Source organism: Noviherbaspirillum agri (genome assembly GCF_054780595.1).
In genome coordinates this window covers 364208-390081 of record NZ_BAAGWA010000003.1, presented here as the reverse complement: position 1 = coordinate 390081, position 25874 = coordinate 364208, and the positions used below count along the sequence as shown (strand labels likewise).

General features: G+C 61.4%; 19 protein-coding genes. 6 read left to right on the top strand and 13 right to left on the bottom strand.

The window, feature by feature from the left end; genetic code table 11:
- Window positions 1-6: 6 nt before the first annotated feature.
- The gene (locus ACYVIA_RS07270; protein ID WP_460839359.1) at window positions 7-2682 is read right to left on the bottom strand and encodes a PAS domain S-box protein; all 2676 of its coding nucleotides are present in this window, start codon (window positions 2680-2682) and stop codon (window positions 7-9) included.
- 273 nt (window positions 2683-2955) lie between these two features.
- Window positions 2956-3801, bottom strand: coding sequence for a universal stress protein (locus ACYVIA_RS07265; RefSeq protein ID WP_460839357.1), 846 nt, complete (start codon window positions 3799-3801; stop codon window positions 2956-2958).
- Window positions 3802-4840: 1039 nt separating this feature from the next.
- On the opposite strand from ACYVIA_RS07265, the gene ACYVIA_RS07260 reads away from it, so the two are divergent.
- The gene (locus tag ACYVIA_RS07260; protein WP_460839355.1) at window positions 4841-5974 is read left to right on the top strand and encodes a GNAT family N-acetyltransferase; all 1134 of its coding nucleotides are present in this window, start codon (window positions 4841-4843) and stop codon (window positions 5972-5974) included.
- Here ACYVIA_RS07260 and ACYVIA_RS07255 read toward each other — a convergent pair whose 3' ends face one another.
- The 4 genes from ACYVIA_RS07255 to ACYVIA_RS07240 all read right to left on the bottom strand — a co-directional run bounded on the left by ACYVIA_RS07255 (window position 5975) and on the right by ACYVIA_RS07240 (window position 10310).
- Complete coding sequence (locus ACYVIA_RS07255) at window positions 5975-6415, bottom strand: DUF2383 domain-containing protein (protein WP_460839354.1); 441 nt, start codon at window positions 6413-6415, stop codon at window positions 5975-5977.
- A complete protein-coding gene (locus tag ACYVIA_RS07250; protein WP_460839352.1) occupies window positions 6399-7316 on the bottom strand; it encodes a lipid kinase in 918 nt (305 codons plus the stop codon). Before ACYVIA_RS07250 ends, ACYVIA_RS07255 begins: the two co-directional genes overlap by 17 nt.
- Window positions 7317-7417: 101 nt before the next feature.
- Window positions 7418-7984 carry an NnrU family protein gene (locus ACYVIA_RS07245; RefSeq protein ID WP_460839350.1) on the bottom strand — a complete coding sequence of 189 codons (567 nt, stop codon included), beginning with the start codon at window positions 7982-7984 and terminating at the stop codon, window positions 7418-7420.
- A 100-nt stretch (window positions 7985-8084) separates the two neighbouring features.
- A complete protein-coding gene (locus ACYVIA_RS07240; RefSeq protein WP_460839348.1) occupies window positions 8085-10310 on the bottom strand; it encodes a sensor histidine kinase in 2226 nt (741 codons plus the stop codon).
- Between the two features lie 291 nt (window positions 10311-10601).
- Between ACYVIA_RS07240 and ACYVIA_RS07235 the strand changes: the two genes are divergently transcribed.
- Complete coding sequence (locus ACYVIA_RS07235; RefSeq protein ID WP_460839347.1) at window positions 10602-11204, top strand: phospholipase D family nuclease; 603 nt, start codon at window positions 10602-10604, stop codon at window positions 11202-11204.
- Window positions 11205-11304: 100 nt separating this feature from the next.
- Here ACYVIA_RS07235 and ACYVIA_RS07230 read toward each other — a convergent pair whose 3' ends face one another.
- The 5 genes from ACYVIA_RS07230 to ACYVIA_RS07210 all read right to left on the bottom strand — a co-directional run bounded on the left by ACYVIA_RS07230 (window position 11305) and on the right by ACYVIA_RS07210 (window position 18250).
- Window positions 11305-12261, bottom strand: coding sequence for a DUF808 domain-containing protein (locus ACYVIA_RS07230; protein WP_460839345.1), 957 nt, complete (start codon window positions 12259-12261; stop codon window positions 11305-11307).
- A 168-nt stretch (window positions 12262-12429) separates the two neighbouring features.
- Window positions 12430-14592 (bottom strand): DUF1631 family protein, encoded by a 2163-nt coding sequence (locus ACYVIA_RS07225; RefSeq protein ID WP_460839343.1) that lies wholly within the window; start codon window positions 14590-14592, stop codon window positions 12430-12432.
- Window positions 14593-14757: 165 nt separating this feature from the next.
- Window positions 14758-15591: an NHL repeat-containing protein gene (locus ACYVIA_RS07220; protein ID WP_460839341.1), complete on the bottom strand. Its 834-nt coding sequence runs from the start codon at window positions 15589-15591 to the stop codon at window positions 14758-14760.
- A gap of 565 nt (window positions 15592-16156) precedes the next feature.
- Window positions 16157-18013 (bottom strand): phosphoenolpyruvate carboxykinase (GTP), encoded by a 1857-nt coding sequence (locus ACYVIA_RS07215; RefSeq protein ID WP_460839340.1) that lies wholly within the window; start codon window positions 18011-18013, stop codon window positions 16157-16159.
- Between the two features lie 6 nt (window positions 18014-18019).
- A complete protein-coding gene (locus ACYVIA_RS07210; protein WP_460839338.1) occupies window positions 18020-18250 on the bottom strand; it encodes a hypothetical protein in 231 nt (76 codons plus the stop codon).
- 132 nt (window positions 18251-18382) lie between these two features.
- On the opposite strand from ACYVIA_RS07210, the gene ACYVIA_RS07205 reads away from it, so the two are divergent.
- The 3 genes from ACYVIA_RS07205 (at window position 18383) to ACYVIA_RS07195 (ending at window position 20722) form a co-directional block, all read left to right on the top strand.
- Window positions 18383-19375, top strand: a complete 993-nt coding sequence (locus ACYVIA_RS07205; protein ID WP_460839336.1) for a D-2-hydroxyacid dehydrogenase family protein — start codon at window positions 18383-18385, stop codon at window positions 19373-19375.
- 56 nt (window positions 19376-19431) lie between these two features.
- Window positions 19432-20058 carry a LysE family translocator gene (locus ACYVIA_RS07200; protein WP_460839334.1) on the top strand — a complete coding sequence of 209 codons (627 nt, stop codon included), beginning with the start codon at window positions 19432-19434 and terminating at the stop codon, window positions 20056-20058.
- A gap of 73 nt (window positions 20059-20131) precedes the next feature.
- Complete coding sequence (locus ACYVIA_RS07195) at window positions 20132-20722, top strand: MOSC domain-containing protein (RefSeq protein ID WP_460839332.1); 591 nt, start codon at window positions 20132-20134, stop codon at window positions 20720-20722.
- Here the strand turns inward: ACYVIA_RS07195 and ACYVIA_RS07190 are convergent.
- Together ACYVIA_RS07190 and ACYVIA_RS07185 are read right to left on the bottom strand one after the other, a co-directional pair.
- Complete coding sequence (locus tag ACYVIA_RS07190; RefSeq protein ID WP_460839330.1) at window positions 20679-21437, bottom strand: L-asparaginase; 759 nt, start codon at window positions 21435-21437, stop codon at window positions 20679-20681. The genes ACYVIA_RS07195 and ACYVIA_RS07190 overlap by 44 nt on opposite strands.
- An 810-nt stretch (window positions 21438-22247) precedes the next feature.
- Window positions 22248-24263, bottom strand: a complete 2016-nt coding sequence (locus tag ACYVIA_RS07185; protein ID WP_460839329.1) for a methyl-accepting chemotaxis protein — start codon at window positions 24261-24263, stop codon at window positions 22248-22250.
- Between the two features lie 482 nt (window positions 24264-24745).
- On the opposite strand from ACYVIA_RS07185, the gene ACYVIA_RS07180 reads away from it, so the two are divergent.
- Window positions 24746-25780, top strand: coding sequence for a CAP domain-containing protein (locus ACYVIA_RS07180; RefSeq protein WP_460839327.1), 1035 nt, complete (start codon window positions 24746-24748; stop codon window positions 25778-25780).
- Window positions 25781-25874 lie beyond the last annotated feature (94 nt).

Here is a 25874-nt window from a genome sequence, read left to right as displayed (position 1 = left end):
TCTTCCTTATCTTTCCTTCGGCACAGGATGCATCAGTTCCTGCAGCACCGCCAGCAATTGTTCGTTGGACGTGCGGGATTTCACCAGCACGGCACGCACCTGGTCAATCGTTGCCCGATCGGCTTCCTCCGCAGAAAACACGACCACCGGTGTCGCGGCATTGCGTGCCGGCAGCGAACCCAGCAGTTCCAGGCCATCGCCGTCCGCCAGGTGCAGGTCGAGCAGGATCAGGCTGAAGCATTCGACCGAGAGCTTCTCCTGCGCTTCGGCCAGCGTCGACGCATGCTCAAGCGAGTAAGCCGGCTCCAGCAGCGCCGCCACCACCTGCTTCAGGTCGTGATCGTCCTCCACGTACAGCACGCGCGGAGCGCCGTCCCTGGCGCTGCGGATGGCGTTATGCAGGGCAGACACCAGCCGCCCTTCGTCGATCGGCTTCGGTATCCAGTCGACGATGCCTACCGCGCCGCCCGTCAACGTCTTGCGGCCCTCTTCGGCGCGCGCCGAGACCACGACCACCGGCAGGTCGCGCGTCTTGTCCTGTTCGCGGATCCAGCGCAGCAGCGACAGGCCGTCTTCGCGCGGCAGCGACAGGTCCAGCGTCATCGCAGCGTAATCGCCCTCTGTCAGCCGGCGTCGCGCCTGCACGGCGTCATGCACGATGTCGCTGCGCATCCCGGCCTGCTGCAGCATCATCGCCAGCAGCCGTGCGATGTCCGGGTCGTCTTCGCACACCAGCACGCAACCGGGTTGCGGTGCGCTGCTGTCACCGGTGGCTGACAAGGGCAGGTCGAAATGGAACGCGGTGCCCTCGCCCGGCATGCTGCGAAAGCCGATGCTGCCGCGGTGCCGTTCGATGATCGCGCGCGAAATGCTGAGGCCCAGGCCGGTGCCTCCCTTCTGCCGGGTATTGGACGAATCGGCCTGCGCGAATTTCTGGAAGATGCGCGGACGGAACTCCTCTGCGATGCCCGGGCCGCGGTCGATGACGGACAGCCGTACACCACCCGCATGGTGTGCCAGCTGCAACTGCACGCAGGCGCCCTGCGGCGAAAACTTTGCCGCGTTCGACAGCAGGTTGACGATGACCTGCACGATCCGGTCGCCATCGGCGTTGACGACGGCATCCGCCGCATCGGCTTGCAGCGCGAACGTGACGTCGAATTGCGCGGCGTAGTCGCGCGTTGCCGCCATCGCCTGCTCTACCAGCGGCAGCAGGTGTTGTCTGGACATGTCAAAACGCATGTGGCCCGACTCGATCTTCTCGATATCGAGGATGTCGTTGATCAGGCGCACCAGGCGCTCGCAATTGTTGTGCGCAATGTCGATCAGGGTTTTTGCGCGTTCCGGCATGGCGCCGGCGACACCGCCGATGAGCAGCCCGAGCGAGCCGCGGATCGACGTCAATGGCGTGCGCAGCTCGTGCGATACGGTGGAGATAAACTCGTTCTTGAACTGTTCTGCCTGTTTGCGCAAGGTGATGTCGGTGCCGGCGCCGCATACGCCGTACACCTCTCCCCTTTCGTTGACCAGCGGCTTGCGCACCACGAGGAAGGTATGGCGGCCGTTTTCCAGCCGCAGCTCGTCCTCCAGGCGCGAGCTGTCACCGCCTTCGAGCACGGCGTGGTCTTTCTCCCGGTTGTGCTGCGCCACCGCCGCAGGAAACACTTCGTCGAGCGTCTTGCCGAGCACCTGTTCCGAGGTGACATTGAACACGCGCTCATATTCCTTGTTGATGAACATGAAGCGCCCTTCCAGGTCGCGCACATACACAAAGGCGGCGGTGCTGCTCATCACGGCCTGCAGCAGCGCGCTGGTTTCGCGCAGCTTGCGCTGATTGTCGCGGTGCTCGCTGACGTCGCGCACGATGCCGGCAAAGCCGCGCTGCCCGTTGAGCCACATCTCGTTGACGGTGATGGCCATCGCGAATTCCGAACCGTCCTTGCGGCGGCCGGTGACTTCGCGGTCGAGGCCGATCACGCGTGTCTTGCCGGTATCGCGGAATTTCTGCAGATAGCCGTCATGCGTCATATGGTATTTGCTGGGCATGAGCTTGTTGATGCTCAGGCCGATCACTTCCTCCGGCTCGTAACCGAAGATGCGCATCGCGGCGCGGTTCATGCTGACGATCTGGCCGTGCCCGTTGAGCGTGATGATGCCTTCGGCCATGTTGTGGATCACCGTATGCAGCCGCGACTGATGTTCGCGCGCCGCGGTGAGACTGCGCCGCAGTGCCTGGCGGTCGAGTTCCGACGATGCCCACAATGCCAGGTCATGCAGCGCCTCGCGCTCGCCAGCGTCGAGCGTGCGCGGGGAAGGATCGAGCACGGCGAGCGTGCCGAGCCGGCGGCCGTCGCGGTCCATGAGCGGCCAGCCCGCGTAAAAGCACAGCCGCGCGGCACCGGTTGCATGCGGCAGGGAGGAGAAACGCGGATCGTCGGCGGCGTTCTCGACAATCAGCGGCGCCTCGCCATCCGGTGTGCATGCACAGAAGGTCCTGCAATATTGAAGCTCGGCCGCGCCCAACTCTTGTTGTGCGACGACATGCGGTTCGTCGGCGCGGCCCATGGCGAGAAAGGCAATCGATGCTCCGCTCGCGCGTTGTGCATGGCGCACGAGGCGATCCAGCCGTTCCTGTGAAATTTCGTGGCTGGGCACGGATTGGAGAGTGCTTGCTTCCGGCATGAGCTTTCCTGGGATTGTGCTGCTTGGCAAACCGGTGGCGTCGGAAAGAACTTGCGGTGGTTCCGTTCCAATGCGTCCGGGGATGGCACTGTATGCCGAGGGACGCAGCCTGCGTCAAATTTTACGCCCAGTTCAATGCAGTTGCACTCAAGCAATCTCTACTGGGACCTTGATGTTGAAACGCCCCGCAGGCGGGGCGTTTCTCCCGTTGCGGCGCGCGCGTCCTGGTAATAACCCAAGCAATGACCACACCGCGCTTCACCGGATTCCTGCTCAATGTGCCATCAATACCGGCACGGTCATCGACTGCAGGATCGTCTTGGTGACGCCGCCAAGCAAGATCTCGCGGAAGCGGGAATGACCGTAACCACCCATCACCAGCATGTCGGCGTTGAAGTCCGTGACATAGGACAACAGTGCATTGCCGATATCGATGTCGTTTCCGGTGGTCTGTTGTGACACTTCCACCTTGATGCCGTGCCGCGACAGCCACAGTGCAATGTCCGCACCGGGCTGCTCGCCATGGGCGTCCGGGCGGGATTTCGAATCGAAGACGACGACCTGCACCAGTTCCGACTTGCGCAGGAAGGGGATCGCCGCCGTGACGGCGCGCGTGGCTTCCATGCTCGCATCCCACGCAACCAGCACGCGCTTGCCGACCTGCTGGAATTCTCCCGCATACGGCACGACCAGCACCGGGCGGCCGGAATTCATCACCACGTATTCCGGGAAACCGGCACGCAGTGCCGGCAGCGCCTCTTCCGGATCGGTCTGGCCGACCACGACCAGGTCACTGTAGCGTGCCTGCAGGCACAGGCCGGCGCCGGCCTCGTCGCTGACGATCCGTTTCTCGTACGCGGTCAGGCCCGTCTTTTGCGCGATCGATTCGAATTCCATCAATGTGCCGTTGGCGCGCTCGCGCAGGTAGTCCAGATAAGCCGTTACGGTCACTGCGCTTTCGCCGACCACGCCCGGCAGGTAGAACGTGCCGGGCAATGCCGTGGCTGCGGCGCCGATCAGGTGAGCGTCGCTTTCCATGGCGAGCCGGGCGGCAAGTTTGATGCGCTTGGGGGTATGACGGGATTCGTCCGCGTGTACCAGAATTGTTTTGTATCCCATGCTGCTTTCCTTCATTGTCTGGTTCGAGTGGCATCGGCGTCCGGCGCTACGGTTTGCTGCGACGGGCCGACGTCGGCGTGGACCGGTAGAGGTCGTATCCAGCGTAATTTCCGGTAGGACAATTTCCTATGATCTACATCAACGAAGGGCCAGTAAGTACCTCCGTCCCTTCGTCGTACGACATTGCCGGTCCGTCCGCTGCATGCTGCCAGAGCGGCGGGCAAGCCCTAGCAGGCTGTTGAAAAACTACTGCGCGAACCGATTTTTGGGTCTGCGGTGCTCGGCGTATCGCTCGTACGCTTGCGCTCCTCAACCCAAACCTCAGCCCGCTCGCTACGTTTTTCAACAACCTGCTAAGGCGGCATGGACAGCGGACCCCGCTATTTTTACATCATTTCTGTAGCGCAAGTTTTATCCAGCCACGCTATCCCCCTTGGCCAACGATTCTCGTCCGGTGTCCCGGAAAGTCGGATCGGTTGCGAGGAGCATGAAGAGGCGTTGCTTGAGTGCCGCTATCATTTGTTGCGTCGCCGACAGGCTCCTCCCAAGCCACATTCCCTCTGCAACAGAGTTGGCCGGCATGGCACCACAATGCCTTGCGTGCATGTCTCATAGAACACACAGAACGCAGGGTACTAACCGCCATTCGTACGACGCGCATCAAATATGTGCGCTGCCGGCCCGCCGCGCCGCACCAATTGCAGTCGCTCCTTGCGCTCACACAAAGAAGCGTCCGTGAGCGTCATCGTAGGATGAACCATTCTTCACGCTTTCATCCAAACTGTATGAGCCACAACGATTAGTCACGGCAACTGGCACCGGCAGCGCGACACCACGTTGGCCAGCACTCTGGTGCTGGCATCCCTCTCCTGGGAGCACGATCAACGATGTGTGGATTGCATAAACCCTCCCGACTGAGCACATCCTGGCGCCGCCTTGCGGCAGGGAGGGATTTTGTCCGGACGCATTGCCTGGCACGACAGGCGGGCTGCCAACGCAACAGGCAGCAAGGATGGGCATCGATCCATGGAGCATGCATTTGAATACGAGCAGTCCGCTGGAGAGCAGCATTGTCGCCAATTCGCCCGCCGAATACGGTTCGCCCGGGGCGCGGTTGCGCAGGCTATCGATACGGTGCCATGACAACGAGATCCCGCCGTTCGCCGACGAGGCGCTGCGGCAGCTGTATGGAAACCTGTTTTCCTCGCTCGCCTACAACAAGGTCTTTGGCGGGGCGGAGAATGCCAGCACCTATGTCGTGCGCGACGGCGAGGAGATCGTCTGCGTCTGGCTGTTCCGGCACGAGGGAAACGTCGTTCGTGTGATCAACGAAGGCATGCGGCCCGACCGCGATGAAGTGATGCGCTTCGCCAGCACGGTCTTCGCCAGCTATCCGTCGGCGCACATGATCGCCTTCCATGCCATACAGGCACAGCGCTGGCAGCTGCCGTATCCCAGCCAGCAGTACCACTGCCTCGAAGACATGGTGCTGCAGATGCCGCGCACGGCAGCGGACTACCTCGCCAGCCTGGGCAAATCCACGCGCAGTTATGTGAACCGCTACCTCAACAAGCTCAAGCGGGACTTTCCCGGCTTCCGCTTCCAGGCGTTCGAGGCCGTGCAGATCCAGCCGCAGCAGGTCCATGAAATCATCGAACTCAACCGCAGCCGGATGCAGGGCAAGGGCAAGGTGTCCATCAATGACGAGAAGACAGCGCAGCGCATCCTCCGCCTTTCCCAGCAATGCGGCTTCATCGGCGCGATCATGATCGACGGCCGCATCTGCGCCGGCACCATCAACTATCGCGTCGGCGACAACTATTTCCTGGAAGTGCTCGCGCACGATCCGGTCTACAACGACTATCGGATCGGCACGCTGTGTTGCTACCTGACGATTTGCGAATGCATCGCCCGGGGCGGCAAGGAATACCACTTCCTGTGGGGGCAGGATGAGTACAAGTCACGGCTTCTTGGCGTACAACGCGATCTCGACCATGTCGTCATCTATCGGTCGCGCCTGCATGTCCTGCGCCACATCCCGGAAGTGTTGCGCAATCTGTCCGGTGCCTGGGCACGGCGGCTGCGCATGTGGTTGCGGCAGGCACGGCGCGAAAACAGCTTCATGGCGCGGCTGGTATCGGCCGCCGTGCTGGGCATCAAGAGCCTGCGCTGATCACGTTCCGCGTGCCGCGGCCAGTCGGCCCTTTGCCGCTTCGGCGTGTGCCAGGATTTCCTGCAGCAGATGGCGCTCTTCATCCTGGTTTTCGAGCTTCAGCGCATTGCGCACTGCGTTGGCGAGCGCATCTTCTCCTTGCACGCGTTCATCCAGCAGGGTGTCGCGTACACCGCCTTGCAGCAGGCTCTTGATACCGGTGAGGACTTCCTTGACCGCTTCCCGGTCAGGGTCGGGCGGTTGCGGCAGGTCGTCGTCCGCACGGATATGCCGTGCGAGCGCGGCGGCAAACTGCTGGTGCTGTTCTGCCAGTTCGGAAAACAGCGCCTTCAGCGCGGCGTCGTCCGCCTTGTCTGCCGCCGCCGCGTAGCGTTCTGCAGCTTCCATGCAAAGCGTTTCCACTTCGCTGATCGCCATTTGCCTGTCATCTCTGAGCAGCATGATGCAACTCCTGTTGTTGATCGAAGTAACTTGCCGGCACAAAGACGCTGACAGCACCGGCCACCATGTCGAACGATGCCGGCGTGCGGGTCAGCACCTCGCCGTCGGCGCTGACCGTCATGGTCCTGCTCGTGGTGACGGTCACGTGGCGGCCATGGTCGATGTCGACCGGATGGTGCGGCTCAAACTTGCCCGCGCGAAAAGCCGGCGCATAGCGGAGCAAATCCCACGCCTCCAGCGGCTCGATGCTGTACAGGAAGAACCGGTGATCATCAATGCTCGCATCGGTTGCCACCGTCATCCCGCCGCCGTAATGCCGGCCGTTACCGACCGCGATCTGGATCGAGCGCACCCGCCGGCGGCGCCCATCGCACACTATGTCCGCCACAAAGGGGCGGAACGAGGCAAAGGCCTTGGCCAATCCGCGCGCATACGACAGCACGCCCCAGCGTTGCTTCATGTCCGGCGACATCTGGTGTGCCACCTGCACGCCAAGTCCGATATGCGCCACATTGAAAAAATAATGCCCGTTGACGCGGCCGAGATCGATGCGGTGCAGGATGCCGCCGGTGATCACTTCACATGCCTGAGCAATATCGACCGGTATGCACAGCGTGCGTGCGAGGTCATTCGCCGTTCCCATTGGCAGCACGCCGAGCGGCAGACGTGTTTCGACCAGCGCTGGCGCGGCCGCATTCATCGAGCCGTCACCACCGCCGATGATCACGCAATCGACCTCGCTGCTGTGCTGCCGCACCAGTGCAGCGATCTGTTCCGGACGGTCCATAGGTCGCTCCAGGATCTCGATGCCGTGCTGGCTGAGATGGGCGATGGCGGATTCAATGTCAGCGGTGCCGTTGCGGCTCTTGCGGTTGACGATCAGTAACGCGCGTTTGGTCACCGCTCCCCCAGAATAGGCCAAATGTCATGCGAATGGTCCGGCGCGGCGCGCCGTTGTTACTCTGACATTCTCAGTAGGACGGGGTTCCGGGCAAGGTCGGCTTACCTGCCCCACGGCACTGCCATGACGCCGAACAAGGGACGATGGAAGGCCATGACGACGAGCGCCAGCCCGACACCCGCGCCAATCGCCATCACGTCCTGGCCAAGCACGGGCGTGAATTTCTTCGTCGCGCCACGCTGCACCGCGGACAGGAAATCGATCACCACATACGCGAGGAATGCACCGAACAGCAAGGTGGCCCGCGCTTCTCCATTGGCCAGCAGATGGACTGCCGCCCATAGCCCTACACCGAGCAGCATCGGATGTCGCAGCGTGCTGCGGATGTGGGTGCGCATGTTGGCTGCTGCGAGCAGCACGAAACTGACGATCATCGTCAGCGGTGCGAGTTTGATCGCCAGCGGAAAAGGATCGAACAGCCGGGGCTCCGATGGGGCGCGTCCATAGCCGACCACGATCAGTACCAGACCCACGGCGGAGACAAGAGAGAAAACGCCCTTGTAACGTTTCTCGCCAAACCTGTTGAACAGGCGGGTGCGCACGCCCGTCATCGCGGGCAAAAGATGGATGCCGAGAAACAGCACCAGCCCCAAGATCAAGATTGCCATGATCGCTCTCCCCAAGTTATTTCGGTCATGCCTGTTGTGGTCGTCACCTTGCTCCGCCGGCAAGCATAGTCGATCTGCCTGATACCGCGCGTGAGCAAACTCAATCCGGCATGTTGAGTGCCAGGCTGGCCTGCTCCCCGTTTACGCACGTCTGCCTGATCGGTACCGACACTGTCAGCAGCGTTCCATGGCCGGGGCGGCTGTCAACGCTGAACTCGCCGTTCATGCGATGGATGCGTTCGCGAATGCCGATCAGGCCGAACGAGCGCGCATGGCGCTGGTTGCCGGAGAAGGTGCCAACGCCATCGTCGCGGATCGTGATCACCAGCATGTCACCGGCGCGGTGCATGGCGATCTCGGCGCGGCTCGCATACGCATGGCGACTGATGTTGGTGAGCGATTCCTGCACGATGCGGAAAACGGAAGTCGCGCTTTCTTCATCCAGCAAGGCATCGAAGTCATCGCTGTCCATGATCAGGTCGCACGGTATCTCATTGCGGGTCCTGAACTGCTGCACCTGCCATTCGATGGCCGCCGTCAGCCCGAGATCGAGCACCGAAGGCCTCAGGTTGTTGATGATCGCACGCACCGATTTCATCGTGCTGTCGATCTGCGCCAGCACCGCGCGGATCTTCTTGTTCAATGCGGGATGCGCGGCGGCGGTGGCCGTATCGAGCATGGAGACGTCAATACGCAAGGCCAGCAGGTTCTGTCCGAGGTCATCGTGGATCTCGCGTGCGATGCGCTTGCGCTCGTCTTCCTTCACGCGTTCCTGGTGTGCGGTCAGTTCCCGCAGTTCACCCTGTGACTGGCGCAGCGCCAGTTCCGCTTCCTTGCGCGCGGTCAGGTCCTTGGCGGTACCGCGGTAACCGATGTAATTGTCGAGTTCATCGAATACCGGTTCACCGTTGACCACGATCCAGCGGTAGCGGCCGCTGGAGTCCAGCACCTTGTACTCGACGTCCTTGAACGGGCGGCGTGAAGCCACCAGTTCCCGGTGCATTTCCCAGTGCGACTCATCCGCGTCGAACGGCAGATCCCACAGTGCATTGTTGTGCGGTTCCTTGGGCGCAAAGCCGATGATCTTCCGGCCGCTGACCACCGTCAGCCGCTGGCTGGCATCCTGTTCCCAGTACCAGTCGGACGACAGGTCGGCCAGGCGGTGAAAACGTTCCTCGCTCTCGCGCAATGCGCGTTCCACGCGTTCGCGCGCGATGATGTCTTCGCTCAGCAGGGTATTGGCGCGCGACAGTTCCGCCGCGCGCCGGGTCAGCGACTGCAGGTGAGCGGCAGCCAGCAGCGAGAACAGGCTGCCTGCCAGCAGCACGAGCCAGGAGCGCGTATGCGAGCCGGCGATCGCGCCGGACGGGCTGGAGATGAGCATATGCCATTGCATGCCAGCCACCTCTGCCGAGCGCGAGACCGTCACATCCTCGCGTTCGAACCACTGGAACAGCCAGCGCGGCACGAAAAATGCCGGTTCACACGCGGCGCGAGCGTCATTGCGGAAAGTGAGGTTTTTCTCCAGCGGCGGGCCACCCGCATAGACACGGATGTCGATGCCTTCCGTATTAAGCAGCCCGGTCCTGCCCAATGTCAGCGCCACCAGGTCGTTGGCGCGGAAGACCGCGGAGGTGTGGCCGAGCACGGCGGCTTTGCGCGAGGCTGCATTGGTCGGGCTGGCATCGTGCCTGAAGACGGGCATGACCACCACGAAGCCGTTTTGCGAGCCGGTATCCTGCAGAAGGCGGAACAGGCGTGTGGCCGTTGCTTTCCCGCGGGCGGTGGCAGTGTCGATTGCCTCGTCCAGATGGGGCGTGGCGGCCGCATTGATGCCGAAAAGAACATCGCGGTTGCGGCTCGGTTCGATGTAATCGACCAGATAGTAGTTCAGGGTGCCGGAAGCTGGCGCCGGCCTTCCGGTCCAGAAATCAACGGCATTGAACTTTGCCGGTGGCCTGCGATGGCTGTTGCGCTCGTCTGCATCGGTCGCCGGTTGCGCTGCCGGATCGGCACGCTGGAAGGCAAATGCATGCACGTACGGATGACGCTTGAGCAAGGGTTGGGTAAACGTGCGAAATTGTGTGCGGCTCACGGAATCGACCGTCATGAACAACTGGTTCACCGTGACCAGTGCATTCAATGCCTCGTTCAGGCCGTTCTGGAAGGCGCTCATCCGCACATCCGCGATGTGCTCCAGGTAGTGCAATTCCTCGTCGTGCTCCGCGCTGCTCAGCCATGCCGAGACCACGCCGCTGGCCGCCAGTCCTCCGATCAGGGTGACCAGTGCTGCGATGGAAATGGGAAATGGCAGGAGAGCACGCACAATTGCCTCCGGGCGGGTTGTTGTTAATTGTTCAACAATACTACCGCCAGAAAATTCCCGCTGTAAACCTCCACATTCACAAAGTAAAGCGGGCGCGCTTGTCCACGCACTTTCGCTACTCTTCGTGCCCGTCTATCGGACACACAGCGCGGCAGGGCTTAAGACATTCGCGTATATTTCTGGATGGAAAAATGATTGATCACTTCCGCGTGATGGCGGAACTCCCCAAGCCGAGTCGGCTCCAGTACTCTGCGGCTCAACCCGATCGCCGCATCCTGCCTTTCCCAACGAATGCTTCACATGAAAAAACGCTTTCTTGCTCTGCTTCCCGCAGCGTTCCTTTGCGCGAGCAGCGTCTTTGCGAAACCGCCTACACTCGTCGAGGAGTTGTCGCGCACGCTACAGGCCCGCACCGACAAGGCTCCGCCCAGTGCGCAGATCGAGGCAGGGTTTTCCCCGAACGGTAGCGCAGAGCGGCTGATCCTGAAGGTGATCAACACCTCGCAGAAGAGCATCCGGCTTGGCGCCTATTCGTTCACCTCCCCTCTCATCGTGCGGGCACTGGTGGACGCAAAACGGCGCGGCGTGGACGTGCGGGTGGTGGTGGATGACAAGGGCACCCAGTCGAAGGCGGGCACGGCCGCGCTGAACCTGCTTGCCGGCGCCGGCATTCCGGCGCGGCGCAACGGCGAGTACGCGATCCACCACGACAAGTACATCGTGTCGGATGGACTGCATGTGCAGACCGGCTCATACAATTATTCGCAGGCAGCGGCAAAATCCAACAGCGAGAACGTCATCGTGGTCTGGCACAACGCGGAGCTGGCCGCTGCATACCTGCGCCACTGGCAGAGCCGGTTCGATGAGGGAACGGCCTTCAAGCGCACCTACTGACGGTGCGCAAGGCATAGGAAATCCGGAAGAGCGGCAGGAGCGCGCCCTGCCGTGTCGGGGCAGTGCATCCAGCACCGCCCGCGCACTGGAATCGGGAGGGTCAGGACTGCGGCTTCGCCTTGCGGAACAGGCGGCCGATCACAGTGACGCCGGCCAGCACCACTGCACCGGCAACGATGCCGGCCAGCGCACTCAGCAAGGTCGGCGTCAATACTTCCAGCACACCACCGATCACCGGTATGCCGCCAGCGGCGTGTGCCACGCCATGGCTCAGTTCTTCCGCACCGGGCAAGCCGTGCATCAGGATGCCGCCGCCGACCATGAACATGGCCGCCGTGCCGATCACCGACAGGCTCTTCATCATGTGCGGCGCGGCACGCAGGATCAGGCGTCCTAACGCGCGCTGCGACCGGCGCATTGCACCTTCACCGCTCTTGCTGGTGAGATACAGGCCGCCATCGTCGAGCTTCACGATGCCCGCCACCAGCCCATAGACGCCAACCGTCATGATCACCGCGATGCCCGACAGCACGGCAACCTGCTGCGTGAACGACGCCGTCGCCACGGTACCGAGCGTGATGGCAATGATTTCAGCCGAAAGGATGAAATCGGTGCGCACGGCACCTTTCACCTTTTCTTTCTCGTAGGCCACCATATCCACCGCCGGGTTGGCGAGCGCTTCCATCCGTTCTGCATGTTCCGCGCTGTCTTCGCCTGCGCTGTGCATCACCTTGTGCGCGAGCTTCTCGAAACCCTCGTAGCACAGGAAGGCGCCGCCCACCATCAGCAATGGCGTCACCGCCCAAGGCGCAAAGGCACTGATGGCGAGCGCCGCCGGGACAAGGATGACCTTGTTGATCAGTGAACCTTTCGCGACTGCCCACACTACCGGCAGTTCCCGGTCCGCCTGCACACCGGCCACCTGCTGCGCATTGAGCGCCAGATCGTCGCCAAGGACGCCTGCCGTTTTCTTTGCGGCGACTTTCGTCATGACGGAAACGTCGTCGAGTATCGTGGCAATGTCGTCAATCAGGGCTAAGAGGCTGGATCCGGCCATATCGGGAAGTCCTTGAGTAGAAGTTGCGTAAAGCTTGGTATTTAATCATGAACCGCCTGCCGCGGTGGGCGCAGGCAGCGCCGGGGCGGACAAACGACGGCAGCCACCTGTGGCCAATTGGGCACAGGTGGCGTGATGCAGGATTGGATTGGTAGCGCGGCTGCCGGTTCAGGCGGCAGGCCGGTGAGTGAGCATGTCGTGGCCGGCATCGTCGAGGCCAAGCGCTTCGGCCAGTGCCCGCTCGACCAGTCCGCTGGTGGACAGGATGTGCGCTCGTTGCTCGCGCAGGGCCTTGGCGAGCGCTTCGGCAGACAGGGACAAGGCCTCCTGCTTGCCGCGTGTCGAAAACACGAAGTAGGAGCGTGAAGGGCTGATCCAGGCCAGCTTCACCTTGAGCGGCGTGCCCTTCTTCGGTGTGAAGGTAATCCAGGAGCCGCACTCGAGTTTTTGCACACGCTCCGTGAACATGTCGGTAACCGGTTCCGGCTCAACTTTCGACAGCCTTTGCTGGCGCCGTTCTGCCGCCTGCTGTGCCGCTTCCAGCGCAAGCTCCACCTGGCGTTTCGGTGTCAGATCCAGCGGCGCGCGTACGATGGACGCATGGCATTCAGCCAGTTCGGCAAAGAACTGCGTGCGCCCTTCGTCATCCCATTTGATGAGATCCAGCCACTTGTTCAGCATCGCCAGAAGCGGCGGCAGGCGACCGAGCAGGTCTTCGCGCTCCTCCATCGTGAACTTCGGCTTGACGCTCCATACCAGCTCGTCCATGGTGCGTACGGCACTGGTGACGGCCTGCGGCTTGCTGTCCTTGACGCTGTAGGCCAGCGTCAGCACCGAAACCCATTTGTCTTCCAGGAAGTCCTCGACGAAGGCGATGACCTCGCCCGTGTCGATGCGCTGCGCCACGTCGTGCCTGGCGGCCTTGGCTGCCTGCAGGCGCTTGTCTTTCTTCAAGGCCTTGGCAATCGGCTCCGACAACACGACGTGGGATGCGCGCTCTTCCTTGGAAAGGAATGCCTCGATGTCGGCAAGTGCTTCCGTAAACGCACCAAGACGCTGGTCCGACTGGATGCGTTTCACGTTGCGCAAGATCGTCTGGTACAGCGGATCGTCCGCTTCCTTGTTGCGGTCCCAGTCGACGCCCAGATTGGCGAGCAGCGCGATCACGCGGCGCGCCGGATGCGATTCGCTGAAGAAGAAATTCTTGTTCGTCAGCGCCGCTTCCAGCACCGGCACCTGCAGCGAGCCGATCAGTTCGCGGATCTCCGCAGGCAGGTTCGTGTCACGGAATACCGCAGCGAAGACCTTTCCCAGCAGCTCGAATGCCTGCTCGTCCTCCGGCGTCAACAGTCCTTGCGGTGCCTGCTGCCTGATCTGCTCAAGCAGTGATGCATGAGAGGTGTGCTTGCGGACCTTGGCCAGGTAATTGAGCAATTCATTGCGGCCAGCCGCAGCATTCAGCACGTCCTGCGCGAACAATGCGGGGAAGGCATCGTTCAAGGATGAACGCGTACCGCTCTTTACCGGCGCCGGCTTCTGCGATTCGGGGAACATTTGTCGCAGCTGCTGCGCAACGGTATTCGCCGGGTCAGCGCTGGCCTTTCCTTGTGCCGCCGGCGTGATATCCATGGTTAGGGGAACGACCTGGCTTGGTTCCGCCAGCCGTGGTAGGATCCCGCGCCGCACCAGTGTGGAATTTGCCGCATGGAGAATGGCTGCCATGTCCAGCGACAGGCTGGGTTTGAGCAACCGGAACGCCAGATGATGCGAATTCGGGTCAGGATGGAGGGCACACCAGGTGTCATGAATCACATCCAGGAATATCTGGGGCCGGAATGGGTTGCGTGCCATCTCCAGTTCCTCGACGCCGTACAGGTAGCCCAGTCGCAGGTTCAGGACAGACAGGCGCTCGCGGTGTTCCTCCTCGATCGCGCGGCTGACCTTGAGCATCGTCAGCTTCCGGTCGACTTCCATGTCGGCCGGCAAGGCTTTCTTCGCAGCGCTGGGGATGGTGGACGCGCTTGACGGATCTTCAGCCAGCTGGATTTCCCGTTCCAGCGTTGCGACCAGCCGCTCGCATGCGGCGTAGTAGAACGGGTACCGGTTCTTCTTCAGCAGGGCCGCCGAATCGGAGTAGCGTTTGGCTTCGGCTGGATCGGACGTACTTGTCGTCGCTCGCAACAGCGCATCGGCCAGGCGCGACGTGAATGAATCAAACTGCGTATTGACTGCGGACGAGACGGATTCGACGAGCTCCTGCATGATCTCGCCCCGCACTTCTGCGGAAACAGGACCGGGTGCATGCACGCCATCGGAGGGATCGGGGGCCATAGCCTTGCTGCTTACATAGCCTTGGCGCGAATAACGCCGAGGGATTTCGGGAGATTAGCGCCATTCTCACACACCATTTCTTCAAGGCAATGGTTGAGTTGTAATCAAATGTTATTTTTGTGCATGAAGGCAACACCTCGCAAAATCCCTGTTTATTCCATGGTTTTAGCGCGGCCGAAGGCCCCAGTTATTGATGAAGCGATGCACGCTGCCCCGGTTTCGTTCGGTAACCAGAAGGTTGCCGGCGCCATAGGTGGCCGCCGTCAACAGGCTGACCGACGTCGGCTGTGAAAAAACGGCGTGATGCAGCTCGCTGCCGCGCTCGTCGACATGCACGATGCGCCCGGCCAGAAATTCGGATACCACCGCTCCGCTATCAACCAGCGCGAAATCGTCCAGGAAGGCGAGCGAACTGTAGATGGGTGCCGGGTTGCTCAAGCCATTGGTGCCAAGATCGTAGCGCAGCAACTGCGACATGCCGACATAACTGAAGGGATTGACCGTAACGTACAGCTTGCCGCTGGCATAACGCAGCCCGTTGGGCTTGTACGCGGCGAAATGGTGCAACACGGTCTGCGTCGCAATCGCGAAAGGAGCCGCCAGCGTGACCTTTTGGATGGTGCCGGGCAGGAAAGGCATGCCGCTGTCCGCGATGTACAGGTTGCCGCTGCTGTCGGCGGCCAATCCGTTCGGCAGCGCCATGTCGCGCAGCTCGCCGACTTCTTGCAACCGCACTGCAGGCTGGTACATGTCGAGCGCCAGCAGGTATTTTTTGGCAAGCGGATTGAGCGCGTTCTCGGTACACGCCGTGTAAACCATCCCGGCTGACTCGGTAATGCCGAGGAAATAGCAGCGCCTGGTGCGACCGTCCTTGAACAATACCGGCACGGTCAGCCTGCGCCAGCTGCCAGCACCCAGCACCAGTTCATAGAACGCGCCGTCCGAGGACGCAAACAGCCGCTGGTTGCTGGTCTGGAGCGTGTTTTCCGCCAGTGACACGCTGGTGGCGACCAGCTCTGCCCGGCTGAGCGGGGAAAGCAGCCAGAGAAGGGCCGCGGTGAGGACCTTGAGCGCGTTGATGATTGCCTCCTTGTGCGCGGTGCGGGCGAACGGGCGTCGCAGCAGCGCCTTGCATTGTTATAAAAATAACAATGCTATGGGTCATCCGTACCGCTGGAAATGCAGGTGAAGAAAGCTTCTAATTCCGTCACAGCGTTGCGCTGGAATGAGCAAGAAGACGCCGCCTCCGGCAATGCGCCCGCTTCGACACCGAAGCAGAAAGGAGTGCACTCCGTTACATATGCCGCCGTGTCCCGGTGGCACCACGTACGAGCAGGTGAACAGGTATCCGGCCGCGCGTGCATGGCGGCCGGGGCGATTTACGGCCAGATAAACCGGTATTGCCAACGCGATGCGGACTGGTGCAGGAAGGAGGGGCAGCCAATGCCCGGAAGCGGCAACTTTGGAAAGACAAAAAGCGCGATCAAGTTGCCCTGTCGCGCCTTTTGTATGGTGCTGCTGTCACCATCTCCCGCTGGACGGGAGATGGCGTGCTGGGGCAGTGTTATGCCGCCAGGCGCTTTTCCAGCTGCGCCTTGGTCGTTTCAAGCTCTGCCGGCAGGTGGTACTTCAGCTTGTCGAACAGTTCGGTATGCAGCTTCAGCTCTGCTTCCCATGCCGCCTTGTCGATCGAGGTGATCTTCTCGAACTGTTCCTTGGTGAAGTCGATGCCGTCCCACTTCAGGTCTTCGTAGCGCGGCGTGACACCAAAGATGTTCTCGCTGCCGCCGGCATTGCCTTCAATGCGGTCGAGCATCCACTTCAGCACGCGCATGTTGTCGCCGAAGCCCGGCCACACAAACTTGCCGTTTTCATCGGTGCGGAACCAGTTCACGCAGAAGATCTTCGGCAGTTCAGCCGGCGATGCTGCAATCTTCTTGCCCATGTCGAGCCAGTGCTGGAAGTAGTCGCTCATGTTGTAGCCCATGAACGGCAGCATCGCGAACGGATCGCGGCGCACCACGCCCTGCTGGCCGGCGGCTGCAGCGGTGGTTTCCGAACCCATGGTCGCAGCCATGTACACGCCTTCCACCCAGTTGCGGGCTTCGGTCACCAGCGGCACGGTCGTGGAGCGGCGGCCGCCGAAAATGAAGGCCGAAATCGGCACGCCGTTCGGATCGTCCCATGCCGGGTCGATCACCGGGTTCTGGGTTGCGGCAACGGTGAAGCGCGCATTCGGATGGGCAGCCTTGCGGCCGGTTTCCTTGGCGATTTCCGGCGTCCAGTCCTTGCCCTGCCAGTCGATCGCATGAGCCGGCGGTTCCTTGGTCATGCCTTCCCACCAGACGTCGCCGTCGTCGGTCAGTGCGACGTTGGTGAAGATGGTGTTCGCGGTCAGCGAGGACATGCAGTTGGAGTTGGTCGCGGTGTTGGTACCCGGTGCCACGCCGAAATAGCCGGCTTCCGGATTGATCGCGTACAGGCGGCCGTCGCTGTGCGGCTTGATCCATGCGATGTCGTCGCCGATGGTGGTGACTTTCCAGCCGTTGAAGGCCTTCGGCGGAATCAGCATCGCAAAGTTGGTCTTGCCGCAGGCGGACGGGAACGCTGCTGCGACGTAGTGCTTCTTGCCTTCCGGTGACTCGACGCCGAGGATCAGCATGTGTTCGGCGAGCCAGCCCTGGTCGCGGCCCATGGTGGACGCGATGCGCAGCGCGAAGCACTTCTTGCCCAGCAGTGCGTTGCCGCCGTAGCCGGAGCCGAACGACCAGATTTCGCGGGTTTCCGGGTAGTGCACGATGTACTTGGTCTGGTTGCACGGCCATGCAACGTCTTTTTCACCCTTGGCCAGCGGCTTGCCGACGGTGTGCACGCACGGCACGAAGGTGCCGTCGGTGCCGAGCACGTCATACACGGCCTTGCCCATGCGGGTCATGATGCGCATGTTGACGGCAACGTACGGCGAGTCGGACAGTTCCACGCCGATGTGGGAAATGTGCGATCCGAGCGGACCCATCGAGAACGGCACGACGTACATCGTGCGGCCGCGCATGCAGCCATCGAACAGGCCGTTGAGGGTGGCGCGCATTTCTGCCGGAGCCATCCAGTTGTTGGTGGGGCCGGCGTCTTCCTGTTTTGCGGAGCAGATGAAGGTGCGGTCTTCGACGCGCGCCACATCGGATGGGTCGGAGCAGGCAAGGTAGCTGTTCGGGCGCTTGGCTTCGTTCAGCTTCTTCAGGGTGCCGGCGGCAACCATCTCTGCACAGAGGCGATCGTATTCTTCCTGCGAGCCGTCGCACCAGTAGATGCGGTCCGGCTTGGTGAGTGCGGCGATTTCCGCAACCCAGTTGATCAGCTTCTGTTGTTTAACGTAAGTTGGCGCATTCAATGCTGCAATGCCTCCCATAACGGGCTGGTTCATAAAAAACTACCTCCAATGCCAATAAAGAAATCTGTCTTGTCCCGGCACGGCAGGATCGTCGTCAGCTTTTGGCTCGGCTAGGGCAATGAGGTCTAGCGGTACGGCGGTCTTGTCGAAAGCGGTCATCTGGTTGGTGACCGTGCAGCCCGAAAAAAATGGAATAATGCCCGGGCTGGTGGGTTCGCGCTCCCGGTTGCTCCACGCGGGCGCGGCGAAAATAAGGGGATGATTGTACACGGCGCAATATCTCTGCTCAATGATTTACAACAAAATTGTAGGAAGAATTGTTGAGTTTTGTAGTAGGGAATTAGCGCTTTTCTGCATACTCGTATCTTTCTTACGGAAATAGATGTTAGACATGCAACGCGTATGAAAATTGCAATTCTTGACGACTATCAGGACTGTGTGCGCGGCCTCAGCTGCTTTGGCATGCTGGAAGGTCATGAGGTCAAGATCTTTAACAGCAGCGCCCGTGGTGTGGGGCAGCTCGCGGTTCGGCTGGCGGAGTTCGATGCACTGGTATTGATCCGCGAGCGGACGGCCTTAATGCGACCGTTGCTGGCGCGGCTGCCGAACCTGAAACTGATTTCCCAGACAGGCAAGGTCAGCGGCCACATCGACGTCGCAGCTGCAACGGAACGCGGCATCGTGATTACTGAAGGGGTCGGCGATCCCACGGCACCGGCGGAGCTGACCTGGGCGCTGATCATGGCGGCTTCGCGTAAAGTGCCGCAGTACGCCGCGAACCTGCGGGACGGCTTGTGGCAGACCGCGTCAGTCAACCCGGAACTCAATACCTTGGGCAGTGTGCTGAAAGGCAGGACGCTCGGCATCTGGGGTTATGGCCGCATTGGCCGGATGGTCGCAGGCTATGGCAAGGCGTTCGGCATGGATGTCGCCGTCTGGGGCAGTGATGCCAGCCGCGCGGTGGCAGCGCGCGACGGTTATCGCGCGGCTGCAACGCGGGAAGCGCTCTTTGAAGAGGCCGATGTGCTGTCGCTGCACCTGCGCCTGGACGATGCGACGCGCGGCATCGTGACGGCACGCGACCTGATGCGGATGAAGCGCAGCGCCCTGTTCGTCAACACCAGCCGCGCGGAACTCGTGGCGCCGGGTGCGCTCGACGAAGCCTTGCGCGCCGGTCGGCCGGGCTACGCGGCGCTTGACGTATTCGAAGCCGAGCCGCTCCCGTCCGATTCGCCACTGTTGCGCTACGCTAACGTGCTGTTGACGCCGCATATCGGCTACGTGGAGAAGGACAGTTACGAGCTTTACTTCCGCTCGGCATTCCAGAACATTATCGACTTTGCTAACGGCACACCGACAAATGTGCTGAACCCGGAAGCGCTGGAACCGAAATAACCGGTCCGCCCTACAACCCGCCACGCCACAAACATTAATCTGTACGCACTCAACCCATGATTTCCCTGGAAACCACCCTCGCCTTCTTTTCCGTGTCGGTCCTGCTTGCGCTGACACCCGGTCCCGACAATGTGTTTGTGCTGTTGCAGTCCGCGATGCGCGGACGCGCCGCCGGCATGCTGGTCGTGCTCGGCCTGTGCACCGGGCTGCTGGTGCATACGACCGGCGTTGCGCTTGGTCTTGCGGCAGTGTTTGCGGCGTCGGCCACGGCATTCTCCATCCTCAAGTTCATCGGTGCCGGCTACCTGCTCTACCTCGCATGGCAGGCATTCCGCGCACCTGCCGGGGTGGCATCGGCCGACAAGGTCGAGCGCATCAGCAGCAGGCAGATGTACACCCGCGGCATCATCATGAACCTGACCAATCCCAAGGTCGCGATCTTCTTCCTTGCCTTCCTGCCGCAATTCGCCAATCCGCGGAACGGCAGCCTTGTGCTGCAGATGCTGTCGCTCGGCGCGATCTTCATCGTCGCCACATTACTGGTATTCGGCGCGATCGCGTACTTCTCGGGAGCGTTTGGGGAGGTGCTGAACCGCTCCCCGCGCGCGCAGCTTGTGCTGAACAAACTATCCGGCCTCGCGTTTGCTGGACTTGCCATCCGGCTCGCCACCGCGCAACGGTAAGACGCGCCACACAGAAATCAACCGCTGCGTGCAGCCAGCATCACGCAGCTTGCAACTGCCAAAGAAGGAAACCATGCAAGTTCTCAGCGTAAATGTCGCCACCGTCGGTGCGTTGTTCATCGAGCAGTCGACGCATCTGTACCGCATCGCCACCGGCATCCACAAGCAGCCGGTGCAAGGCGCGGTAACGGTCAACAAACTGGGGCTCGATGGCGACGAGCAGGCAGACCCGAGCGTGCACGGCGGGCTGAACAAGGCCGTGTATGCGTATCCGTCGGAGCACTATGCGTTCTGGGCTGCGCAGCGTCTTGCGGCGCTCAAGCGCGAGGAGCCGTTGCCGCACGGTTCAATGGGCGAGAACCTGACTTTGTACGGACTGCTGGAAAACGACGTGTGGGTCGGCGACCGCCTGCACATTGGCAGCGCGATCCTCGAAGTGACCGAGCCGCGCCAGCCCTGCTTCAAGTTCAATGCGAAGATGGGATTTGGTCACGCCGCAAAGATGATGGTGCAGGCGGGCAACAGCGGCTTCTACCTGCGGGTCGTGCAGACCGGGCAGCTGGCGGCGGGTGATGCGATCACCCTGGTTGCCGGCCCGCGCACCACTTCCATCGCGCAGGTTAACGAACGGCGTCGGAAGGGGCGCCAGCGGGACTTGTTCTGAAGCTGGTCTGGACCAGCGCACGCCCGCCGGTCCAGATCCTGGCCCAGCCTGGCGGCCAGGGCAGCGGTGGTCCGGCATATGCGGGAACTCCGCGCCGCACCGCAATGACAGGCAGATGCTCCGGCACCGGTCCGTCGCGCAAGTCCCAGCCCAACGTGTACGCATAGTTCGGCAGCAGCGCCTCGCACACTTGTTCGAACCAGGCGGTGTGGTCTTCATCACGGCGCAACGCCTGCGCCAGCCCGTGCGGATCGAACTGTGCAAATGCGCGCACAAGTTCCTGCGCTGTTGCCCCAGGCTGGTCACCCCAGCCGAGCACGGGATTGAAGTTGTAGTCCGCACCGGAACCGTACCAGCCTTCACGCCATGCGCGATCCACCCAGTTGCGCTGCCCGGTAAACAAATGCCAGCGCCAGTGCAGTCCCGATGGCTTGGGCCAGCTGTAGAGATAAAGGCGTTCGTACCCGGCGCGATGCAGGTCGCGCACCATCGCCATCAGCCGCGCATGCGGCATGCGATCGGGCGCATCCCGCCGAAAGCGGATCGGTTCCCCGTCTGCATGCTGCAACTCGTCATGCGACAGGTTGAGGTCGAGAGTGCGCACTTCATCGCCGAAGCGCGCGGAGACCCACCCGGTCAGCAGGTTGACCGCAGTAATGACGCCATAGCCGCGATGGCGATGGAAGATGACGGTACCGGGTGCAACGGGTTTCATGAAATCGAACCAATAAGCAAGTCAGCCAAGCTGATGAAAACACAGAACACACATCCTGCTGCGGCTGCGCTTTCGCATGCGGCAGGTCGATATGCATTCAACACACTGTAAACGAATCGCGGCGACAAATCATTACAGCGCTGCCGTCGTGCCGCGACAGAAACGGACGCCTTGTTGCAGAGTGGAAAATTCCCTGCATCGGTAACCGCATCAGGCCGCAGCAACGCCCGTGGCGCAGCGCGCGGCGGTGTCGCCGGATCTTTTCAAGCCTGAAGTTCTTGACCGCAGACTATCGGCATGGCTCATGCAGGTCGGCAGAACAACGTGCCCGGGTTGGCTGTTGCTGGCAACGGCCTGCGCAGTCGCTGGACGTGGCTGTATTGCATTTGCCTGCCGGCGCAACTTCAACTTGTACTTTGATGGCGCCCAGCGCAGCCCACGGATCGTGCGCGGCATTCGCGGTGAAGGAACGCTCCCTGTCGATGGACTCGGACAGCCGTAAAAGCAATTTGTTCAATGAATCAGGCGGCGAGGTTGCGGCTGACGCGAAGATCCGGCCTGAATGGCGGAATATCCATTGTCTTGCATGAACCAATCGCGGGGCGGCATGGTCGCGCAGCACCAGCCGGCGGCAGCTGTGGTGCCATACGCCCGCCCTGCTTGTTCAGGCAATGGCTTCGGTTTGCGTCATCGTGGAATTGATGCGGACGCCGATGCTGATGTTGCGGCCCTGCCGCTATCGAGCAGTGGGAGAGCGAGGCCTGTTGCGCCGCTTCCCGGGCGCCCGAAGCTGACCAGGAAGCGGAGTAATCATGCCCGCAACAGTTGGGGCTCAGCCCGTACGGGAAGCGGCATCACGTTCTGCGGCGCTGCGCTCGCAGGCCGGTCCGAAGATGGCTCGCCCTCCAGATGGAAGATGCTGACCACGTTTGACAGCTTGCCCGCGAGCTCATGCAATGCCGAGGCTGCGGCGGCTTCTTCCTCCACTAGCGCTGCGTTCTGTTGCGTGACCTGTTCCATCTGAGTGATGGCGACATTCACCTGCTCGATACCGGTACGTTGCTCTCCGCTGGCGGCGGCAATCTCTGAAACGATATCCGCCACGCGCTTGATACTGTTAACGATTTCGCCCATGGTAGCGCCCGTCTGGTCAACGAGCCGGGTCCCTGCATCGACTTTTTCGACCGAAGCATTGATCAAGTCCTTGATCTCCTTGGCGGCGGCTGCGGAGCGTTGTGCCAGGCTGCGCACTTCCGAGGCGACGACGGCAAAGCCGCGTCCCTGCTCGCCCGCGCGGGCAGCCTCGACGGCGGCATTCAGGGCAAGGATGTTGGTCTGGAACGCGATGCCATCGATGACGCCGATGATGTCGACGACCTTCTTCGACGACGCATTAATGGAGCTCATCGTCTCGACGACATGCTCAACCATTTCACCGCCCTCGCTCGCAACACGGGAAGCAGACAATGCCAGCTGGTTGGCCTGGCGCGCGTTATCCGCATTCTGTCTGACCGTGGCGGTGAGCTGCTCCATGGTGGCCGCAGTCTCCTGAAGAGAGCTGGCTTCCTGATCCGTGCGTGTGGACAGGTCCAGGTTACTGCTTGCAATCTGGCCGGCAGCAGAGGCGATCGTTTCGGTTCCGATACGCACTTCAGTCACGATGTTCGACAGGCCATGGTTCATGTCCTTGAGCGCCTGCAGAAGCTGACCCGTCTCGGTATTGCTCTGCACGTCGATCTGTGCGGTCAGGTTGCCTGATGCGACCTGCCTCGCGACCGCAATCGCTTGCTTGAGCGGGCGAGTGATGGAACGGATGATGAGCAGGCCGATCACGCAAGCAAGCGTGGCCATTGCCACTACCGTGCCAGCGAGCAGATAGAGCCTGGTCTGGAGCGATGTCTGCCGGTCGGCCAGCAATTCGCTCAACACCGCCATCGCCGCATCATAGAGTTTCACTTGCTCGCCAATGGCCGCTGTCACCTTGGCAAAGAACTCCGGTCCTGCGTAGCTGATTTCCTCTGCGTTGACGATCTGCTCAGTGGCCAGGCGCAGCACCTCGTCACCCTGTGCCAGCGCCGCCTGCAGCTGTGCTGCCGTTTTCCCCTTCACGGAAGGCTCATGCGCGGACGACTTCTCCAGCGCATTTCCGATGCTGGCGTAGCGCTCTCTGGCCTTTTCAATCAGGGCCGCCAATGCGGCGCGTTCTTCGATGGAAGCGCTCTTGGCTGTCAGCACTGCCGCGCCGCGTGCCCGCAGACGACCGAGCGTTTCGATCAGGTCGGGCGACTGAATGATGGCTGCGTCGATCAAGTACTTCGTGGCCGGCTGTGCATCCATGCTGAGGCCATAGTGATCAATGAGCAACTCGGAGACTTTCATCATTTGACCGACCAGCGAGGTGTGCGCGGCAAAACTCTCCTTGCTGCTCAACTGGCGCTGCGCGACCTTTTCCTGCAACGGGAGCCAGGTTGCCTTGGCTTCTTGCCAGCGCGCGGCAATGACAGAACTGCCGGCGCGCGCAACCGCCGAGTCGGCTGCGGAAATCGATTTGACGATCTCGTCCTGCTTGGCGGCTCGCTGTGCCTGGACGCTGTCATTCCCGGAAAGGTACATTGCGGACAGGCCGCGGTGTTGTTGCACGAGCAGAACCGTATCGAGCACCGCGCGCACTGTTGGCATTCCGGCCACTTCTTCCCGCGCCACGTCGATCGCTTTGCTGGCTTCGTTCTGATACATCACAAGGGGGACGGCGGTAAGCACTGCCGCAAGCACGGCCAAAACGACAAACTTCTGCCAGAGATAAAGCCGGTTCTGTAATAAAGACATAGGGGGACCTTTTGATTCCTGTTCATCTGCCATGCCTGACGGCGCGTGTGGCGCAGACGGCTGAACAAATTATTTCCACACGGCAATTCTCTGTGCAAGCACCATGCCTCCGCCTTGATGTGGATCATTAATGTCCGTAATCCGCTTGCTCGCGCCTCGCGTGCCTGTTGTGGACGCAGCGTCGTTCGAACCAGCCTGGAAAACGAACCCTTCGCTTGGAATCGGTTTGCACTCCAAGCGCCCGGACCCGACCTTCCTCTCATGGCTTTCCCTTGTCTGCGACGTGCGCTTCGTGAACAAAACGCTACGGCAGCAACCGATCATCCGCAGAGCCGGATTTTCGTGTTCTTTACAGCAACTTTCTGCGTTACATCAAATTCCCTTGTAGCGATGCAACCGAACATCTAAACCGGCATCTAATGCCCGGTTTTTCTGTTGCGGGTTCCTCGATTCGGCGAGCCCTTCTTGTTAAAGGAACATACATGGTTCGCTCCCTCCGTCCTGTCCTCCCGCCGCTGTTGGCAGTGCTGTTACTGGTTTCCTGCGGTGGTGGTGGAGGCGGCGGTGACGATTCGACGAGAGCATCGTTGAACACCAACGCGTCGATCGCTTCGCTCGAACCCGCCGCCCCGGCGGCCACCGGCAATACCGCAAGCGACGGGCTGACCTGGTTCAATTTTCGCCGCCAGCAGCTCGGCCTGCCTGCCGTCACCCGCAACACGACGGTCGACATTGCCGCGCAGGGGCATTCCGATTACCAGAAGCTGTGGGGAATCACGCACTATCAGGAGGAAGGGCGCACCGGATTTACCGGCGAATGCGTGTATGACAACAATAACGACCCGCGTTGTCCGAGCGCCAAAGTCAGTCGTCTGGAAGCGGCGAACTATGCCTTCACGCAGGGCAGCTACGCCTACGGCGAAGTCATTTCGAAGACGTCGAATCCATCCGGATTCGATGCGGCAGAAGGCCTGATCGGCGCGATTTACCATCGTTTCGTCATCTTCGAGCCGATGTTCAGGCAGGCGGGTATCGGCATGGCGGTCGATGCGCAGAACATGACTTACTTCACGACCAACTTCGTTGCCGATGGCATTGCAGTGAACTGCGCGACACGCGGAGAATCGATCAATTACCTGATCAACTATCCGTTTGATAACCAGCAGCGCGTGCAGCGTGACTTCTACAGCGACGCTGAGGTACCGGACCCGGTGCCCGGGCAGAACCAGGTCGGTTATCCGATCAGCGTCCATGCGGACATCATTGCCAACGTCAGCGTGCAGACCTTCACCGTCAGTCCGCGCGGCGGATCGCCCCTCAGTGTGCGCACGCTGACCGCGGCGCAAGACCCGCAGTACACCCCGACGACCGCCGCGGCAATCGTCCCGACGTCGGTGCTCGCGGCCAATACGACTTACGACGTGCAGTTTGTCGGCACCGTCACTTATCCCGCCACCTTCGGCTGCCCGGTACTGACGAAGCTCGTGAACCGCTCCTGGTCGTTTACGACGCGATAGTGCCCGTTTGAGCCCGCTGGAGCCCGCATTGAGCCCGCCTACCGGGTTCCGCGGGCTAGCCCTGTCGCGCACGAATCTGCTATCGTGCGCGTAA

Excerpts from the sequence above, each read along its gene's own strand:
- ACYVIA_RS07230 (WP_460839345.1), bottom strand. The coding sequence starts at position 12,261 with ATGGCCGGATCCAGCCTCTTAGCCCTGATTGACGACATTGCCACGATA.
- ACYVIA_RS07195 (WP_460839332.1), top strand. The coding sequence starts at position 20,132 with ATGCAAGTTCTCAGCGTAAATGTCGCCACCGTCGGTGCGTTGTTCATC.
- ACYVIA_RS07245 (WP_460839350.1), bottom strand. The coding sequence starts at position 7,984 with ATGGCAATCTTGATCTTGGGGCTGGTGCTGTTTCTCGGCATCCATCTT.
- ACYVIA_RS07205 (WP_460839336.1), top strand. The coding sequence starts at position 18,383 with ATGAAAATTGCAATTCTTGACGACTATCAGGACTGTGTGCGCGGCCTC.
- ACYVIA_RS07235 (WP_460839347.1), top strand. The coding sequence starts at position 10,602 with ATGCTTCACATGAAAAAACGCTTTCTTGCTCTGCTTCCCGCAGCGTTC.
- ACYVIA_RS07255 (WP_460839354.1), bottom strand. The coding sequence starts at position 6,415 with ATGCTGCTCAGAGATGACAGGCAAATGGCGATCAGCGAAGTGGAAACG.
- ACYVIA_RS07215 (WP_460839340.1), bottom strand. The coding sequence starts at position 18,013 with ATGAACCAGCCCGTTATGGGAGGCATTGCAGCATTGAATGCGCCAACT.
- ACYVIA_RS07270 (WP_460839359.1), bottom strand. The coding sequence starts at position 2,682 with ATGCCGGAAGCAAGCACTCTCCAATCCGTGCCCAGCCACGAAATTTCA.
- ACYVIA_RS07225 (WP_460839343.1), bottom strand. The coding sequence starts at position 14,592 with ATGGCCCCCGATCCCTCCGATGGCGTGCATGCACCCGGTCCTGTTTCC.
- ACYVIA_RS07185 (WP_460839329.1), bottom strand. The coding sequence starts at position 24,263 with ATGTCTTTATTACAGAACCGGCTTTATCTCTGGCAGAAGTTTGTCGTT.
- ACYVIA_RS07200 (WP_460839334.1), top strand. The coding sequence starts at position 19,432 with ATGATTTCCCTGGAAACCACCCTCGCCTTCTTTTCCGTGTCGGTCCTG.
- ACYVIA_RS07265 (WP_460839357.1), bottom strand. The coding sequence starts at position 3,801 with ATGGGATACAAAACAATTCTGGTACACGCGGACGAATCCCGTCATACC.
- ACYVIA_RS07190 (WP_460839330.1), bottom strand. The coding sequence starts at position 21,437 with ATGAAACCCGTTGCACCCGGTACCGTCATCTTCCATCGCCATCGCGGC.
- ACYVIA_RS07180 (WP_460839327.1), top strand. The coding sequence starts at position 24,746 with ATGGTTCGCTCCCTCCGTCCTGTCCTCCCGCCGCTGTTGGCAGTGCTG.